Origin of the sequence: Ktedonobacter racemifer DSM 44963 (assembly GCF_000178855.1) — a bacterium.
Taxonomy (GTDB): domain Bacteria; phylum Chloroflexota; class Ktedonobacteria; order Ktedonobacterales; family Ktedonobacteraceae; genus Ktedonobacter; species Ktedonobacter racemifer.
On sequence record NZ_ADVG01000002.1, the window covers coordinates 1,963,803 to 1,981,216 of the forward strand.

Annotated in this window: 10 protein-coding genes and 3 pseudogenes; 8 read left to right on the plus strand and 5 right to left on the minus strand. The window is 54.1% G+C overall.

The window, feature by feature from the left end; translation table 11 throughout:
* Positions 1 to 149 precede the first annotated feature (149 nt).
* The 4 genes from KRAC_RS24710 (at position 150) to KRAC_RS24730 (ending at position 3,854) form a co-directional block, all read left to right on the plus strand.
* Complete coding sequence (locus KRAC_RS24710) at positions 150 to 1,622, plus strand: peptidase MA family metallohydrolase (protein ID WP_157507030.1); 1,473 nt, start codon at positions 150 to 152, stop codon at positions 1,620 to 1,622.
* A gap of 99 nt (positions 1,623 to 1,721) precedes the next feature.
* Complete coding sequence (locus tag KRAC_RS24715) at positions 1,722 to 2,252, plus strand: DNA-processing protein DprA (RefSeq protein ID WP_007911874.1); 531 nt, start codon at positions 1,722 to 1,724, stop codon at positions 2,250 to 2,252.
* Between the two features lie 967 nt (positions 2,253 to 3,219).
* The gene (locus tag KRAC_RS24725) at positions 3,220 to 3,468 is read left to right on the plus strand and encodes a hypothetical protein (protein ID WP_007911881.1); all 249 of its coding nucleotides are present in this window, start codon (positions 3,220 to 3,222) and stop codon (positions 3,466 to 3,468) included.
* On the plus strand, positions 3,465 to 3,854 hold the full coding sequence (locus KRAC_RS24730) for a DNA-processing protein DprA (protein WP_083814811.1): 390 nt from the start codon (positions 3,465 to 3,467) through the stop codon (positions 3,852 to 3,854). Before KRAC_RS24725 ends, KRAC_RS24730 begins: the two co-directional genes overlap by 4 nt.
* 114 nt (positions 3,855 to 3,968) lie before the next feature.
* Here the strand turns inward: KRAC_RS24730 and KRAC_RS62415 are convergent.
* Positions 3,969 to 6,571: pseudogene (locus KRAC_RS62415) on the minus strand (PAS domain S-box protein).
* Positions 6,572 to 7,005: 434 nt separating this feature from the next.
* Between KRAC_RS62415 and alr the strand changes: the two are divergent.
* From alr to KRAC_RS24755, 3 genes and pseudogenes are all read left to right on the plus strand, one after another.
* Positions 7,006 to 9,618 (plus strand): alanine racemase, encoded by a 2,613-nt coding sequence (gene alr, locus KRAC_RS66455; RefSeq protein WP_007911893.1) that lies wholly within the window; start codon positions 7,006 to 7,008, stop codon positions 9,616 to 9,618.
* Positions 9,619 to 9,795: 177 nt separating this feature from the next.
* Positions 9,796 to 10,713 (plus strand): diacylglycerol/lipid kinase family protein, encoded by a 918-nt coding sequence (locus tag KRAC_RS24750; protein WP_007911895.1) that lies wholly within the window; start codon positions 9,796 to 9,798, stop codon positions 10,711 to 10,713.
* A 121-nt stretch (positions 10,714 to 10,834) separates the two neighbouring features.
* Positions 10,835 to 12,071 (plus strand): annotated as a pseudogene (locus tag KRAC_RS24755) (RNA-guided endonuclease InsQ/TnpB family protein).
* A gap of 41 nt (positions 12,072 to 12,112) precedes the next feature.
* Here the strand turns inward: KRAC_RS24755 and KRAC_RS79670 are convergent.
* The 3 genes and pseudogenes from KRAC_RS79670 to KRAC_RS24770 form a co-directional block, all read right to left on the minus strand.
* Positions 12,113 to 12,275, minus strand: a pseudogene (locus KRAC_RS79670) (amino acid permease); the annotation flags it as partial.
* A gap of 1,179 nt (positions 12,276 to 13,454) precedes the next feature.
* Positions 13,455 to 15,002 carry an amino acid permease gene (locus KRAC_RS24765; RefSeq protein ID WP_040444877.1) on the minus strand — a complete coding sequence of 516 codons (1,548 nt, stop codon included), beginning with the start codon at positions 15,000 to 15,002 and terminating at the stop codon, positions 13,455 to 13,457.
* Positions 15,003 to 15,282: 280 nt separating this feature from the next.
* Positions 15,283 to 16,056 (minus strand): SDR family oxidoreductase, encoded by a 774-nt coding sequence (locus tag KRAC_RS24770; RefSeq protein ID WP_007911900.1) that lies wholly within the window; start codon positions 16,054 to 16,056, stop codon positions 15,283 to 15,285.
* On the opposite strand from KRAC_RS24770, the gene KRAC_RS71620 reads away from it, so the two are divergent.
* Positions 16,055 to 16,192 (plus strand): hypothetical protein, encoded by a 138-nt coding sequence (locus tag KRAC_RS71620; protein ID WP_157507033.1) that lies wholly within the window; start codon positions 16,055 to 16,057, stop codon positions 16,190 to 16,192. The two genes, KRAC_RS24770 and KRAC_RS71620, sit on opposite strands and share 2 nt — an antisense overlap.
* Before the next feature lie 61 nt (positions 16,193 to 16,253).
* Here KRAC_RS71620 and KRAC_RS24775 read toward each other — a convergent pair whose 3' ends face one another.
* Complete coding sequence (locus tag KRAC_RS24775; RefSeq protein WP_007911901.1) at positions 16,254 to 17,345, minus strand: Gfo/Idh/MocA family protein; 1,092 nt, start codon at positions 17,343 to 17,345, stop codon at positions 16,254 to 16,256.
* Between the last annotated feature and the right edge of the window lie 69 nt (positions 17,346 to 17,414).

The window sequence follows — 17,414 nt, forward strand, 5'->3', positions numbered from 1 at the left end:
CATTGTTGAGTCTATAGATCTTGAGAGGAGCCAGCAGGTTTATGCATCCTACACTTCGTATGCATATATATAAGAACCGCTATGCTTTCGCTAAATTCTTTCTCTCTCTCGCCCTGAGCTGCACTTTATTATTAAGTATAACTTCGCTTATGCTGGCAAAGAGCGGGGTGGCACGAGATGCCATCACCATCACCTCTCAGACACAGCAGGTCCATTTCCCTGATAGCATCGATTTCTCGCTCACAGTAAATGACGCGGGTGGCAAGATTACGCAGGCCACCCTCTACATCCAGGCCCCCTCTCTTAATGGAGACGAGGTTCACGTAGTCACAGTCGCAAAGCCTGGCACGAGCGTCCATCTCGCCTGGCATGAAGATATGCAAAAAGCGGATGACTTCTTCTCTCCGGGCACACCCATCTCCTACCACTGGGAGATAGAGGACAACGCGGGCGCCGACCATACCGGCACTACACAGAAATTTGACGTCAACGACCAGCGTTTCGCCTGGCAGGAGACCGATGTCCAGCAGTTCCAGATCAAGTATTATAATAGCGATGGCGCCGAGGTTCAGTCGTTGCGCGCTGGCGTGGATAAAGCCGTCAAACGTCTGACTAGCAATCTAGGAGGCGCACCGACCAAACCAATCACGCTCTGGATATACAAAGATACAAATGCATTTAAGAGCGCGCTTCCACCCAATACCGAAGAATGGGTGGGAGGCATCGCCTTCCCCGATATTCGCCAGGGGATGTTCGTCGTCGAAGACGCTCAGGATAACACGCTTATCCGCGATATGCCACATGAGATGTCGCACCTGGTATTGCATGAGCTGACAGATGGTGGCGTCGTCGATATTCCGCGCTGGCTCGACGAGGGGCTTGCGGTCTATAACCAGGAGTATCACGAGGGCGAGTTGTCCTATCAGCTACGCCAGGGCCTCAAAAACCACCAGATTCTACGCCTGAGCGGGATCGAGGACCGCTTTCCCTCCGATAGCAATCAGGCCTACCTGGCCTATGCTCAGAGCTGGGACCTGGTCACCTATATGTACAATACCTTTGGGCAGGCGAAGATGCATACGCTTATCAAAGATATGGGCAATAGTAGCTATCCGAACTTTGATGAGGACTTGAAGGCAAGCCTGGGCATGGATGAGGCCCATCTCGAAAATGCCTGGCGTCTCTCTCAGCATCAATCGTCTATCCTCACTCCAGACCAGGAGAAACAAGATCCACAACCGACCAAGCAAGTTGTTACCTCCAGCAGCAGCAACCCGGTGCCCTATAGCACACTACTCCTGGTCCTGGGCATATTCCTCCTGGCTTCGCCTGGCGTCGCCTTCGCAAGTTACTTCATCTACCGCAGACAGGTACGCATCCAGCAGGAACGAAAGCTGGCCATCGCCCAGGCCCAACGTATTCTCGACGAGGCCCACTGGGGGCCGGGGCCACAATCGTTCACGCCCATCGATCCCTACGCCCACTATACCAATCCTGGGCGTTATACACAGCCAGCCCCACCACCCGCCCAGCCGGGCAATATGTTACCTCCTTTCCCGCCTCCAGGAGCGTCACACCCTGGAGCAGGCGAACAGTTTGGTTCCTTCACAAATGAGGAGTGATTTGGTAGGTGGTGTGGTCCCCCTGGCGGTCGGAGGCCGCCAGGGGGACCACACCACCTACCAAATTTAACAAAAAATAGTAAGAAGCAGAGGAAGAAGATGGAAGTGCATGAAGAAGCCCCACAGACAGCTAAACAGTATTCTAAACATTATTACCCCTCCGAGACGCTCCCGCTGCAACAATTGATGCATTGGATCGCTTTTAGCCGCGTGATGGGCATTGGCGCGGTCCGCTTTCGCCTTCTTGAGGACTACGTTCAGGGCGATATGCAGGCCGCGTGGCAGGCCGGACTCGCGGAGCTATGCAGCGCAGGTCTGGATGAGAAAACCGCGGAGAAGTTCCTGCACCAGCGCGCCAGCATCGTGCCAGAGCAGGAACTGGAGCGCCTGGAGAAACGCCGGATGCGCGTAATCACCTGGAGAGATGATGAGTATCCGCCGCTCCTGAGCAAATTTGAGTATGCTCCACCTGTGCTCTATATCTATGGCCGCTTGAACGAGGATGATCAGCAGTACGCTCTGGGCATCGTGGGCACGCGGCGCATGACCAGCTATGGCAGACAGGTCACAGAGAAATTGACTACTGAGCTCACCGGGGGGCGCGTCACGTTTTTTTGCACATACATGTAGGTATGGGGTCACGACATTTTCTACTACGAGCAGAAGCGCGAGAGCGGTCCCCATGCTATTTGAGAAACGTACTTGCTTCTCGTTTCTATCAGTAGGAAAGGCTCTCCAGAGGTGTGCTCAATGCCAATTGGAGCGCTTCTATAAAATCTGCGAGGTACGCTTCGAGGTACGCTTCTATGAATCCATACGATGAAATTAAAATATGCCCCCAGGATGGTACCCCCTTCGCAAAAGAGAGACCGACATGTCCTATGTGTGGCTTGTCGGTTCCTTCACGGATCAATCTCTCATGGGTCCCCTGGATAATCATCCCATTGCTCACCATCCTCATAACCATAACATTAGTGTTGGTAAATAGAACTATGACACATGGAAATTCCCCAACCCTACCAAACTCGCCCTTCTGGTTTATGGGAACTGGTGCCGTCCTGATTTGGGGCTATCTGTGTCTCCTACGATGCATTATCCGCCCCTGGCAACTCGCACGACGATGGCGGCATTCAGTTGCAAAAGTAGTGAGAGTTCTCAGATTCCCTCCTAATGGAAGAGGGGGAGGGGGCACTGTCAGTATTCTTGAATTTCAAACACCCTCCACGCCTGGGTTAGAAAAGATAAGAGTGTAAAATACTACACCTTGTACATTTGTACAAATCAACAATCTACCGTTGGCCTATGCAAGGGCTGTAGTATTCTTACTACCACCATTGATGAAGCTGCATGGCAAACAGCGTCAGAAATTATACAGAATCCCTCCCTGATCGATGAACGAGTGAATGCGTTGAGGTCTGAAGACCCAACCGCATCGAGGCGGAGACAAATCATGAAAAAACTCAAAGAAATCAGTACCCAATTGGAGGTAATGAGGAAAAACTTGGCTAACTTAATGATGACTTATCAGCCAGACAGCAAAACTCTAGAGTTTCTGAACGCTCAACTACAGCAATTAGTAGAATAGGAAGAAGGCTATATGTGTGAGTTGGCATATGATAAACAAGCTCACGAGGAATGGAAGAGAATACAGGAAAAGTTAGATAGGATCCATGAGAAATGTGCAGTTTGGCGCGAGAAGTTAAGCGACTTTAACCATGAATTCTCATATGAAGAGAAGAGAGAAGCTGTTTCCTTCTTGGGGATAAAGGCCATTGTTTGGAAGAAAGGTCATAACCCAAATTTTGAGATCCAGTGCAATCCTCCTAATGTTGCGTCCCTCCTCTGAGGAGAAGTGGGGCATTGATCACAGCTAGCTCGGCGCTGCAACAGGGGCGCGAGGTCTTTGGCGTGCCACATAGCATCTTCTCTCCCGGTGGCGAGGGCGTCAACAAGCTTATTCAGGATGGCGCGCACCTGGTCACGCGCGTCGAAGACATCATCGAGCGCCTCAATATTTACATGCTTCCCCAGCACATCGAGGCTAAGAGAGAACTCCCCGCCAACGCCGAGGAAGAGAGCCTGCTCGCACTCCTCAACCATGAATCCAAACATATCGACGAAATCACCCGCGAATCGGGGCTGCCTGCGTCGAGCGTTACTGCAACGCTGACGATGCTCCAATTAAAGGGGTTGGTGAAGGATATGGGTGCCATGCATTATATCTCCCTATAGTGGTGTGCAGATGCATTGAATTGTAAGGCAATGCTTCACTTTGCTTATTCAACAACCTATTGATATCCTTAGAGTGGCAGCCGTGCCGAAACAGTTTCCGCCGCCATCATCGTCTCAGTTGACGCGCGTAGCGTGCTCGTCAAATGCTCGGATATTCCTCATGAGAGGAAGGGTCACCGTAAAGGCCGAGCCTTTCCCAACTGCGCTGTCCACCGCGATGGTTCCTCCATGATGGTTGACGATCTCGGCCACAATATAGAGCCCCATGCCCAGGCCCGGAATCGCTTTCCGCTTGGGATCAGTGACCCGATAGAACCGCTCAAAGATTTTGTCACACTGCTCTCGCGGGATGCCCAGGCCATGATCGCGGACACGGATCGTAACTGCATCGTCAGAGGCGGAGAAATTCATCTCGACGGTCTTGGCATCGGGAGAATACTTGATGGCATTGCTGAGCAGGTTGGTGAAGACCTGTCCCAGCCGGTCTCGATCCGCCAGCAGGCTGACCTCCACTGCGCCACGGACCAGGATGGTATGGCTGGGATGGGTGTGCTGCATAGTGTCGACGATCTCCCGCAGCAACTCGTCGAGGTCCACCCTCTCTTGCCGATACTCCAGTCTGCCCGCCTGGATCTTGGAGACATCCAGTAACTCCCTGATTAGACGTTCGAGTTGTTTAACGGGACCCTCCACCCGGGAAAGCGCTGTGGCTGCCTCGTGCTGGGATTGCATTTCCAGTCGTTTGCGCACCAGTTGGGTCTGCATCTTCAAGGCGGTGAGCGGGTTTCTCAGTTCATGGCTGGCCATGCTGATAAAGGCATCTTTGCGTTGTTCCAACTCCTTACGCGCCGAATTATCCAGTATAAAGGAGACCATCTGGCACAGTTGGTCCTGGAAGATAACGCCGCCCACCAACACGGGCAGACGACTGCCATCTTTACACACCAGTTCGGTCTCAAAGGGGGGGTCTGCCCGCGTGCGGTAATCTCCTGGATCGAGCGCTCGAAGAGCGGCGCATCTTCGGGGACAGTGATCCTCGCCCTGGTCAGCGTTCTGCTGCGCACCTCATCTGGGGTATAGCCGGTCATGTGAAGAAACGCCTCATTGGCGTCCACGATCACTTCTCCTTCCACTTCGGTAGAAGTAATCCCGACAATATTGGAGTCGATGAGGGCGCGGATGCGCTCCTGACTCTGGCGCAGAGCTTCCTCCGTTCGTTTCTGTTCCTCGATGTCGGTGCAGGTGCCAAACCACTTAACGATTTGACCGCCTTCATCGCGCATAGGCATGGCACGCGTTAAGAACCAGCGATACTCCCCATTCTGGCCATTTCTGAGACGCTCTTCGTGCTCATACATGGTTCCCGTGTCCAGGGCATGCTGCCAGCGGGCTCGGGTGCCTTCCTGATCCTCAGGATGGATGAACTGGAGATGAGCCCAGCGGTCGTTTTGCGTTTGATCAAGCGTGAACCCGGTATAGTCCTGCCAGCGCTGGTTCAAGTACTCGTGCAGACTGTCGGGTCGTGCCACCCATACCATCTGCGGCACCGTTTCAGTCAGCACGCGCAAGCTCTCTCGGCTTTCTTTGAGCTGCTGCTCCGCCCGTTTCTGCTCCTCAATGTCGGTGCTGGTGCCAAACCATTTGAGAATCTGGCCGGTGTCATCACGCACGGGCATGGCGCGGGCTAAGAACCAGCGATACTCCCCGATTGTGTTCTGGCGCAAGCGCAGTTCCGTTTCATACACCCCGCCGGTCTGGACGGCGCGCTGCCACGCGGTGCGGACGCGTGGCCGGTCCTCCGGATGCAGACACTGCATCCATCCCTCCCCCTGGGCCTCTTCGGTACTCAGGCCGGTATAGTCGCACCAGCGTTGATTAAACGAGTCATGAGAGCCGTCTGGTTGCGAGGTCCAGACCAGCTGGGGGATGGCATCGATGAGGGCATGGATTTCCACTTCGGCGTGCTTGCGCTCGGTGATGTCGATGCCAGCGATGACGAGGTACGCGATGTGGTGATCTGCATCCCTGCGGGGGGTGACCGCGACGTCCAGGTAGCGGTCCAGGCCTTCCCTGGGGTGAATCACCGCCTCGAACCGCACGATTTCACCTCTGCTGGCTCGCGCGATGGCGGCACGCAGCTGCTCTTGACTGGTCGGAGAACAGGACCACCACCGGGTTTCGGTGAGCGGGTGACCAATGACCTCCTCGCGTCGGACGCACGCCTCCGCCAGGGGGACCTCATTGATCTCCAGGACGATCCCCTCAGGGGTAAGAACGCCGATCCTGCTAAACAAGCCATTCAGGTCCTCGATGGAGAGACGCTCGCCCTGGGGAACCGTCTCCTGGCATCGGGCTGCGGCTCTGCCCTGGTGGACCTGCACCATCAGCCCCCCAAGCGTGGGAGAGAGTTGCACGTGCAGCCAGGTCCCCATCACGGGAGATACATACTCCACTTCGCCTGGTGCTCGGGTCTGTCTGGTCTTCTGGACGGCCTGGTAGAGTGCGGTGCTCACCAACTGGGGAGCGCCGCACCACAAGGGCTTGCCCACTACGTCCTCTCGTGTGGCGCCTAGGATGGCCTGCGCGCTCGCATTGGCATACACAATCGTGGCGGCGTCATCGACGACAAACAGGGCACCTGGAAGCGTCTCAAGCAGAGGAAGGAGCGTGTCACTCGATGCAGGAGTGACATGCTGGGTCTGTTTGGTATTCGACATCGTGCGGTAGCTCTCCCTTTCACGTACCCCCATCCCTGAGAACGAAGACGCATTCCTGCTCTAACCTCAAGAAATATATTACAATGATGGGGTATTTTCGAGAGACAAGTAAGCTGTGCCATACTTTTGTCGGGGAAATCGCTCGTTTGTCTGAGTGCCCATGTGATACGTCAGTGGTATCCTTATCTCCAACTGTAGGGCTAGACGACTTTTCGAGGTAAGAGGAGAGCCAAAGCTTCCTGAGGATGATAGAAAAAATGCCGTCGGGCTACCTTACTACCAATTACTCCTCATAGATCGCTGATGAGAGCAAGCTGGTGGGCCGGTAGAATAAAATAGGGGCAGGGCGACAAAAGGGGGCAGGGGCGTTCCCACTTTGCGCTGTTCCCACCAGTCATGGTGAAAAAACAGGTAATAGCAACGGAGGATAGATTGTGATACAGCTCGCATATTTATTGGCCGCCACGCAAGGCAGACTCCAGAGTCCAGAGAAGCAGACGCGCTTCCAGGGCTTTAGTCATGATACTCGGCAGATCCTGCCTGGGGAGATGTTTGTCGCGGTACGTGGAGAGCGCGGGGATGGTCATGACTATCTCTTTGATGCTATCGAGCGAGGGGCAACCGGGCTATTGGTGGAGACACGCCACATCGAAAGTATGCCAGAGGCAGAGCAGGAGCGGCTCAAACAGATCACGACCGTCATGGTTGAAGATACACGCCAGGCGCTACGGGCTTATGCCAGCGAGATTTTGCAACGCTGGCAGCCAACCATTATCGCGGTCGCGGGCGGCGTAGGCAAAACAAGCATGAAGGAGGCCATCGCCAGCGTGCTTTCGCGCAACTATGCCACCTTTCGCAGTTGGAAGAACTATAATGACCTGCTGGGCATTCCCCTCTCGCTGGGGCGGCTGGAGCCACAGCATGAGTACGCGGTCCTGGAGTTAGGCTGCGATCACCCCGGCGAACTCCATAAGCTATGCCAGATGGTAAAGCCCCATATCGGCATCCTTACCAATGTCGCTCCCGTCCAGCTCCAATACTTTGGCTCACTTGAACACCTGGCGAAAGAGCTCAGCGAGCTGCTCTATAGCCTGCCACCCGAGGGCTGCTTCTGGCTCAATGACAGTGATGCCAGGTTAGTGGAGATCGTCGCCCACTATCAACAGCAACGCGGTTCAGCTGTGCCAGACATTCGTCCACTCGGGATACGTGAGATCAATGAGACACAAATCCGAGTCGGCTGGGAGGGTCTCTCATTTACCCTGGAGCAAGAGGGTGAGATGGGAACACTTACCCTGGCCTCGCGTCTGCTGGGACGTCAGCATATCAGTACCATGCTCGCAGCCTATAGAATCGGGCGCGCATGTGGTATGAGCGCGGAGGAGGTCAGCGAGGCCCTGGAGCAGCTTGGCCCCATTGAAGGCAGGCTTAATCCGCTTCCAGGCGTCTATGAGTCCAGGCTCCTGGATGACACACATAATGCCTCACCGGGTTCCGTCCTGGCGGGACTCCAGGCCCTTGACGAGTTGACCAACGAAGGCGGCAAACGCATTGCCATCCTGGGCGAGATGCTTAATCTCGGCTACTACCAGGATGACTGGTATGAGCAGATAGGCGAGCAGGCCGCCAGCAAGGTCGATTATCTTATCCTGCGCGGCGAGCGGACCGCTCTGATCGCGGAGAGCGCCAGGCAAGCCGGGCTAGCGAGCGAACAGATAGAGTTGGTCTCCACCCACGAGGACGCCGCGCAATTGGCACGTGCATACCTGGAGCGCGAGGGCGAGGCTGGGCGCAACGTCGTCCTGCTCAAGGGATCAGAGGCCACACGCATGGAGCGCGTCACCGAGATGCTGATGGCCCATCCCGAAGAGGCGCAGGAGAAATTAGTGCGTCAGACGCCCGGTTGGAAGCAGATCCTGGTCTTACAGACCGAGCGCCCCACCTGGGTAGAGATCGACCTGAGCGCCATCGGCAATAACGTGCGCAAAATACGCGAGATCGTGGGGCCAGGGGTCCAGATCCTGATCAGCTTAAAGGCCGACGCCTATGGGCATGGCGCGCTCAAGGTGGCGCGCACCGTCCTGCACAACGGCGCAAGCATGCTCGGGGTCGCCACACTTAGCGAGGCCGCCGCCCTGCGTGAGGCTGGCATTGACGCGCCCATCCTGATCTTCGGCTATGTTCCCTACTGGCAGATGCGCGAGGCCGTGCGCCTGGACGTCACCATCACCCTCTATAGCAGCGAATCGGCCCAGGCCCTCGCCCGCGCGGCCCAGGCGCTACGCCAGTCTGTACGTGTCCATATAAAGGTCGATACTGGAATGGGCCGGCTCGGCATCCGTAGCGAGCAGGCAGAAGAGATTCTAGCCCTCGTACGCGAAGCAGGTGAGCTGGAGGGGTTGGAGGTAGAGGGCATCTATACCCATTTTGCCAGCGCGGATGCCGATGATAAGACATACGCCCACACCCAGCTCGCGCGCTTCCAGCACATTCTAGAACTGCTTGAGCGGGCGGAAATATGCCCTCCAGTGGTACACGCGGCCAATAGCGCGGCAACGCTCAGCCTCCCCGAGGCGCACTTCAATATGGTACGCCCCGGCATCGCGATTTATGGCCTGGACCCCTCGGAAGAGGTCAGGGTACCAGATGGCTTTAAAGCGGCTCTCTCCTTTAAGACGCAGATCGCGCAGGTGAAGATGATTCCCGCGGGCGAATGCATCAGTTATGGCTGCACCTATGTGACGGAGCGCCCCACGCGCATCGCAGTCTTGCCGGTAGGCTACGCGGACGGCTTCCGCAGAGCACCGCGCAACTGGGAGAGTGTTCTCGTTCATGGGCAGGAGGCCCCCCTCATCGGGCGCATATGTATGGATCAATGTATGATTGATGTCAGCGCCATCCCCCAGGTGCGTATGGGAGACGAAGTCGTACTTATTGGCCGGCAGGGCAAGGCGGAGCTAACCGCCGAAGAGATCGCCAGAAGACTCGGCACAATCAACTACGAGGTCGTCGCCGAAATCCTGGCCCGCGTGCCACGCGTGAATTAAAGAGTAAAATAAAAAAAGAGGGGCTGCACAGCCCCTCTTTTTTATTTTAATGAGCAAATCTAGGGAGTTAATGAGGACGTATTACCTACAGGGACTAGCTCCAACAATTAATCACTATTAATGTGCCTATACATAAATTAGCCAGCAACATAATCACAACCCAAGGGAAGAGACAGTATGCAAAAACAAATACAATCAGCTTCCTCTACAAAGAAAATCCAGCCTACAAGTGCGGTTCTGATCGCTAATCCCACCTCGGGTAGCTATGTCGATAATAAAAAGCAGGTAGACGAGACGGTGCAGTTTCTCCAGGCTCAAGGTTGGGACGCCCATTTGCAACTTACGCAGCGGCAGGGAGATGCGGGACGCATTGCCCGTGAGGCGGTTGAGCGAAACATCGACGTGGTAGTGGCAATTGGTGGAGATGGCACGATCAATGAGGTCATCCAGGAATTGGCGGGTAGCGAGACCGCGCTCGGCATCTTACCCAGTGGAACGGTCAACGTCTGGGCGCGTGAAGTGGGCATCCCACTGGAGAATGAAGCAGCGCGAGATATCCTGCTCCAGGGCCAACGGCGGCGCATCGACCTGAGCAAGGTCGACGATCGCTATTTTCTACTAATGGCAGGCATTGGCCTGGATGCAGAGGTCACACACGAAGTAGAGCAGAAGCCCGCGAAGAAATTAGGAGTGCCGGGCTACCTCCTGGTTGGACTCTGGAAGACTCTAACATTCAAAGGCTTTCGTGTCTATCTCCATATCGATGGGAAGAAATCGATCAAGGCGCATGCTATGCAGATTGTGATTGGCAATACACAGCTCTATGGTGGGGCCATCAAGTACACGTGGCAAGCTAAATGTAACGACGGGCTACTCGATGTCTGCATAGCGCGCAGTCAAGACCTCATCAATACACTTTTGATGGGTATCGACGTACTTCTCCATCGACGCCAGAGGCGGCAATGGGTACTCTATGAGACATGCAAAGAGGTAGAGATACGCACCAGGCACGCCATCACCATCCAGGTCGATGGAGATCCCTCAGGCTTCACCAGTGAACGAGGTGTGATAAACGTTTCCAAGGAATTATGCTAGATATTGACAAATGGAGATGTCTCTGGTAGAGTTTCGTTAGAAAGCATGTTCTTGTATGAAACGCCAAGAGAGAGATTCACCGACACGAAGGACGTGTTGTTGGAAAAGGAGGAGGCGCAAGGTGCAGTTGGTCGAACGACATCTCATTCGTCACCAGGATGCACGCTTTGCCCTCATTGATCGGGCAGCTTTTGCCTCCAAAAACCTCTATAACCAGGCCAATTACCAGATCCGACAAGCCTTCATTCACGAGGGAACCTACCTGCCCTACGCTGCCATCTTCCATCGCTTGAAACACCACGAGGCCTATTGTGCCCTGCCTCGCAAAGTCAGTAATGCCATCCTCATTCAGCTCCACCACAATTGGGTCAGCTTTTTTGCGCGTGATGGAGGCTTACCGCGAAGACCCCTCTGCCTTCACCGGACGCCCCAAGATCCCTGGCTATCAAGACAAGGCCAAAGGCCGTTTCCTGCTCATCTACGAGAAAAAAGCCCTGGGGAAGAGAGCATTCAAGCGCACGGGCAAGCTGGTCCCATCAGGATTGCCCATTGAGATAGCAACTCAGATTACCTGGGAAGCCATCAGGCAGGTTCGCATCGTTCCACGCGCTGATGGCTACATGCTGGAGGTCGTCTATGAGCAGGAGCTCCAACCGGCTGCGGTCAACCCACAGCTTCGGGCAGCCGTGGATGTGGGTGTCAATGTGCTGGCAGCCATCACCAGCGACAAACCTGGCTTTGTGCCTCGTCTGGTGAGTGGCAAACCCCTCAAAAGCCTCAATCAGTTCTATAATAAACAGCGTGCCAAGCAGCAGCAACGCCTCGCGCATGAGAACCGATACACCTCGCGCCAGTTGGCCCGTGTGACGACGAAGCGCAATCGCCGTGTGGATGCCTATCTGCACACGGCCAGCCGTCGGATCATTGATCTGCTGGTGGGCGAAGGCATCGGAACGCTGGTGATTGGCAAGAATCCCTTGTGGAAACAAGAGGTGAGCATGGGGCGCAGGAACAACCAGCAGTTTGTGCAGCTTCCCCATGCTCGTTTCATTGAGCAGTTGACCTACAAAGCGCACCTGGTGGGGATCAGGGTCATCCTTCAAGAAGAAAGCTACACCAGCAAGGCCAGTTTTCTGGACGACGACCCCATCCCAACGTATGAAACCAACGCTGCTGTGAAGCCGGTGTTCTCAGGCAAGCGTGTGGCTCGCAGTTGGTATCGTGCCAGGGATGGACGCCTCATTCATGCCGATATCAACGGATCCTACAACATCTTATGCAAAAGTAACTCCGACCCTTTGCAAGTGGGGCGAGGAGTAGCGGGAGCCGCAGTTCTCCCCAGACGGCTAGCCGTCTGAACGGATGACGTATAGGCATATTTGTCATCATTTTAAGATACTGTAAAGGCCGCGATGAAAGCCACCATCACTCCGGTCAGGATACTAATACGATAGGGCGTGCCAAAGCTTGGTTTGCACGGGTGCAAACCAGGAAGGGAGCAGGTGATCGCGGCTCATGGCAAAGAAGACGCGGCTCTGTCCCATCATAAGTATCATATTCACATGGACACAATATATCACTTCTGGAGTGGAACGGGTAACATATATGGCCGCTTAAAGGGTAGCACAAAAAGCATCTTTGCAGCCCTGTTAAGCGGCCTTCTAAGCGCTTCCAGCCATCTTTCACCTGCCGCAATCTTCCTTTTCCTTACCTCTGAGATCTCAAAGCCAAATATGTTTCTCTCCCTTTAACAAGGATATGCAACAAGGTAATGCATACTAGGGCCTTCTCCCTTTAGCTTCCCTCGAAAACCCCTTTAGCACCTGTCAAAAAAATTTTCCTGCTTATCTCTCACACCTTCATATCCATTTTACAGAGCTGCCCCCTTGTCTGCTACCCTTTAAGCTACCTCTCAAAAAAGCAATGTGTCTAAGTTGCTTTAGAATGTTAACATAGATATAAACTGATCCATGTGATATAATTATTAATATTCATCAGAATATGCTTTTGTTATGTTATAGATAATTATGCAAAAAACAAGTCTAAGTAGCACAAAAGCGTCTGGAGCAGAAAGTAGGTTGATAATATGCTTCATAGCATTAATGATCTTCCAGAGTTGCAGCGAGTACATAGTTTATCAGAGGGCTACCTTATAAATCACAATTCTGATGTGAATCACGGAGGTAGAGATGTAGTACATGTTCTGCCTCTTAAACCTGACTGCCCACATTCCGCAGTTTGAAAAACGCTTTTTTGGATATTTACTATTGCTCTTCCTGCCTGTTTTGTTCGATCATCGCAATGACTAAAAGTACTAGAAAAAGAGCGTACGATCTAGTTTTTGCACTTGCGTTTGAAAACCCTGGTTTAGTTGCTCTGCCCAAAAAGAGTAAGACAGGCAAAATAGGCATAAGTGAGGGCATTTTACAATAATTCTGAAAACTCAATTTCCAAACTGCGGAATGTGGGTGACTGTAAAGGGCAGGCTATGGAGCCGAGTAAGAACTACCCCAAAAGCTATACACCAAATCGTAGTGATTTGAATTTGTTGGGCGTGCGGGGACAAGATTGGGAATTTGGGGAATGTTGTAAGGGAAGATCTTAGTCAGGCTAAATTAGCGTTACGACTAAGAGCAAAATAAGTGATCTTTCTCTGGGATGTCGTAATTTTCATTATAATCCTCAATGAGGGGCGTCCTTACTACCCGCCCCTCATTGAGGATTATATGTCTAGAGAGACATTAGTCGCTACCTGCTGCTGTGCTATCTTCTAAGACTGCGTCTTTCCCAATCTCTTTTATTTCTTTATTGGCAAGGCGGCTATGATGCATGCTGTAGAGGAAGTAGACAGCAACTCCAATTGCCAACCAGACTACAAAACGAATCCATGTGATGAGTGGCAGGTAAAGCATCAACCCGAGGCAGACGAGCGCAGCCAGGATAGGCACAACGGGAACACCAGGAGTACGGAATGAGCGATGTATGTTTGGTTGAGTGCGACGTAGAACCAGCACACCAATGGAAACCAGAACAAAAGCCAGCAAGGTGCCGATGTTGACCAGCTCTGCTAGATCGCTGATAGGTGTAAAGGCAGCAATAATCGCTACAATAGCTCCTGTAATGATACTAATACGATAGGGCGTGCCAAAGTTTGGATGCACCCGCGCGAACCAGGGCGGGAGCAGGTGGTCACGACTCATGGCAAAGAAGACGCGACTCTGTCCCATCATAAGAATCATTATGACCGCCGTTAAGCCGCATATAGCGCCAACCGAGACCAGGCCCGCTGCCCAGGGCTTACCAATGACCTCGAAGGCGGTCGCCATGGGGGCCGCGGTATTTAACTGCTTGAGTGTTTTGTAGGAGACGATGCCCGTCAGGATTAGCGAGACTACAATGTAGAGCACGGTACAGACAACCAGTGAACCAAGGATGCCAATGGGCATATCACGCTGGGGCTTCTTCGTCTCTTCAGCCGTTGTCGCCACGATGTCAAAGCCAATATAGGCGAAGAAGACGATAGCCGCGCCTGTCACCAGGCCACCCAGGCCATACGCCTGGGGCGGGAAACCCAGAATCAGTTGGAGAAAGGGCGACGCCAGCCCCCCTTTGCCAGCAATGCTTTGCGCAGGTGGGATGAATGGTGTCCAGTTGAGGGGATGCACAAAGAAGACGCCGAAGACGATAAAGAAGGTGACCACACATAGTTTGATAATGGTCACGGCCAGGTTAAAGCGCGAACTGGTACGCACGCCAATCACCAACACACAGGTCAGGATCAGAGCAATTGCAGCCGCGGGGAGATTGAGGTGCAGACCCGGCAGCACGGGAATAAGCGCGGCCTTTCCTGTCAAGGTACCGGGAACCATGATCCCCAGGCTTCTGAGAATGGTCGTGAAGTATTCAGACCAGCCGACAGAGACGGTAGAGGCCCCAACCAGAAACTCTAGAATCAGGTCCCAGCCAATGATCCAGGCAATAAACTCGCCCAGGGCAGCATATGAGTAGGTATAGGCGCTCCCCGCAACCGGAACAGAGCTGGCGAACTCTGCGTAACAGAGAGCGGCCAGGCCACAGGCCACGCCCGCGATCATAAACGAGATGGCGATACCCGGACCAGCATAATTCGCGGCGGCGGTGCCAGTCAGGACAAAGATACCTGTGCCAATGATGACGCCAATGCCGAAGACGATGAGGTCAATGGGGCCGAGCGTCTTACGCAGACTATGTTCTGGCTCTTCGGTGTCGCGTATAGACTGCTCCACAGACTTGGTACGAAAGATATTCATGCGCGAAAACAACCTCCCATCCAATTTTGCATGCGAGTAGATACGTGTCCCCCCCAATTCCATCATACTCATACGACATAGTACTAATGCTCTGTTCAATTTCGTTTGAAAGGGATTCATACCGCCTGCGGCGGGAGGGGAAAGGGACGCAGAGGGGCTGACGCCCCTCTGCACTCCCCACTTTTCCTTTTCAGGGAAACAAGAATGTCGGTTGCAAACGCGTGCGTTTGCAACCGACATTCTTGTTTCTCCTACCTCTAAGCACTACAGGCGCGAAGAGTTAGACCCACTGGTGCAGCAGGTCCTCCAGCGAGCCTCCAATCACGACGGTATGACCGGTGGGGAGCGAGGCATCCACTGCACTGGCAGCGATGACCTCCCCCATCTCTTCAGCGGTCGGAAGCGCGCCAATCGAGTTACGGCGGCCATCGGCCAGGCCAGGCGCGGCGCGCTCAAGAAGCTTGGGCGTGATCGTGCCTTCAATCAGGTCGCCCGTAACGACCACCAGGCGTATTCCATGAGCAGTCAACTCCGCCAGGCGCGCGCGCAGTTCCTGCTCACCAGCGTATTTGGAGGCGGCGACGGACTCATAGTTGGGAATCTGTTTTACGCGACCATACAGGTGCGCCCAGTGGCTGGTGACAAAGACGACAGCGCCCCCACGCGTCATATAGGGGAGCGCGCCTTCAAGCAGAGCCACCTGGGCGTCGCGGTTGATGACCATTGGATAATCTGGATTTGTGGTCAGGAGATCACGCTCCATGCCGCCAGAAGCATTAAGGACCAGTAGGTCAAGCGAGCCAAAGTGTTCTCCCAACGTGCTAAAGAGCCGGGCCAGGTCCTCGGCATGTGTGATATCACAGCTAAGCGCCTCGGCTTGCACTCCAAGCTCACGAGCACCTGCCGCGACCTCTTCGGCACGCGCGGACTTATTGCGATAATTGAAGAGCACATTATAGCCGCGCGCGGCCAGGGCCAGGGTAGCAGCGGCTCCAATACCGCGTGAGCCACCAGTGATCAAGGCGGTGCGAGAGATAGATGGTTCGCTTTGCATGCAATGGGTTTTCCTTTATTTTCTTTTGCAACTTGTTGGCGTGACGGCTCGCGCCTGCGGCGCTCGCCTGGGTCAGGTAGTGTGGTGCGTCCTGGCGGCCGAAGGCCGCCAGGACGCACCACACTACCTGACCTGAAAAGGTGGGAACTGGACATACCACACCCATTTACCCAAAACAAGTTGCTGATGGCGTTAGATCAGGCGTCGAGGGCGACTTCGCGGCCCTGCTGGGCGGAGGTATAGCAGGCATCAATGACGCGTGCACGGCGCAGGCCTTCGCTGCCATTGTGCAGTGACCAGTTGCCACTATTGATATTCTCGATAAACTGGCGCGCCACGGCCTGGTGATACTCGCCCCGCGATACCTTGGGATTGATAGTGGCGGGAGTGCCAGCCACATCGGTGTAGATGCGTAGAGTATCTTCGGTCGAGTAGTTCTGGACCTTGATCTCAGCGCCGCCCTCGGTACCATAAAGAATAATACCATAGTCATCGCCAAAGCTGCTATGCGTAGCCCAGCTGGCCTCTAGAGTGAGCGTAGCCCCGGTTGAGAGACGCATAAACGCCGCCGCCAGGTCCTCAACATTATAGTTATTCGATTTTTCGTGCTTGCCTGCATTCAGATTAAAACCCACACCCTTTGATCCAAGTTCGCTATAAGTGGTCGCGGAAAGCGTCTTGATTTCAGGCTCGTCGAGCAGATAGAGCGCCATGTCCAGCATATGCACGCCCAGGTCGATGAGAGGGCCGCCACCGGACTTCTCCTTATTGACGAACCAGGAACCAACCCCTGGAATGCCCCGGCGGCGCATCCAGTACGCCTTAGCATAATAAATCTTGCCCAGCTTCCCCTCATCGATATAGCGCTTGAGGACATGCACATCGCCGCGCTCGCGGTGATTAAAGACGACCTGTAAGACGCGGTTGGCCTTTGTGGCCGCCTCAACCATGGCCTCGGCATCTTTCAGCGTATGCGCCAGGGGTTTCTCACAGAGAACGTGTAACCCACGCTCAAGAGCAGCAAGCGCGATTGGCGCATGCAGAAAATTCGGCACACCGATACTGACCGCGTCGAGATCATCGCGTTCAAGCAATTCTTCGTAGAAGCGATAGAGATGAGGAACCTGGTAGTTCTTGCCGAGTAGCTCAAGGCGGTCCTCCTCCAGACCTGCCAGGGCCACGACCTCTACCTGGGGCAGATTGCTATAAGCCCGCAGAATTGTCTCACCACCAAAACCTAAACCAATAACGCCTACTCGTACCTTATTTACTGGTTGCAGATCCACCATTAGAAATAGCTACCTCTCCTGGTTAGTGTATACAGCTTAGAATTAATAGAAGAACTTCTATTAAGCGTT

Coding starts and splice junctions, on each gene's coding strand:
- KRAC_RS24765 (WP_040444877.1), bottom strand. CDS start 15,002: ATGAATATCTTTCGTACCAAGTCTGTGGAGCAGTCTATACGCGACACC.
- KRAC_RS24775 (WP_007911901.1), bottom strand. CDS start 17,345: ATGGTGGATCTGCAACCAGTAAATAAGGTACGAGTAGGCGTTATTGGT.
- KRAC_RS24770 (WP_007911900.1), bottom strand. CDS start 16,056: ATGCAAAGCGAACCATCTATCTCTCGCACCGCCTTGATCACTGGTGGC.
- KRAC_RS71620 (WP_157507033.1), top strand. CDS start 16,055: ATGCAATGGGTTTTCCTTTATTTTCTTTTGCAACTTGTTGGCGTGACG.
- KRAC_RS24715 (WP_007911874.1), top strand. CDS start 1,722: ATGGAAGTGCATGAAGAAGCCCCACAGACAGCTAAACAGTATTCTAAA.
- KRAC_RS24710 (WP_157507030.1), top strand. CDS start 150: ATGCTGGCAAAGAGCGGGGTGGCACGAGATGCCATCACCATCACCTCT.
- KRAC_RS24725 (WP_007911881.1), top strand. CDS start 3,220: ATGTGTGAGTTGGCATATGATAAACAAGCTCACGAGGAATGGAAGAGA.
- KRAC_RS24750 (WP_007911895.1), top strand. CDS start 9,796: ATGCAAAAACAAATACAATCAGCTTCCTCTACAAAGAAAATCCAGCCT.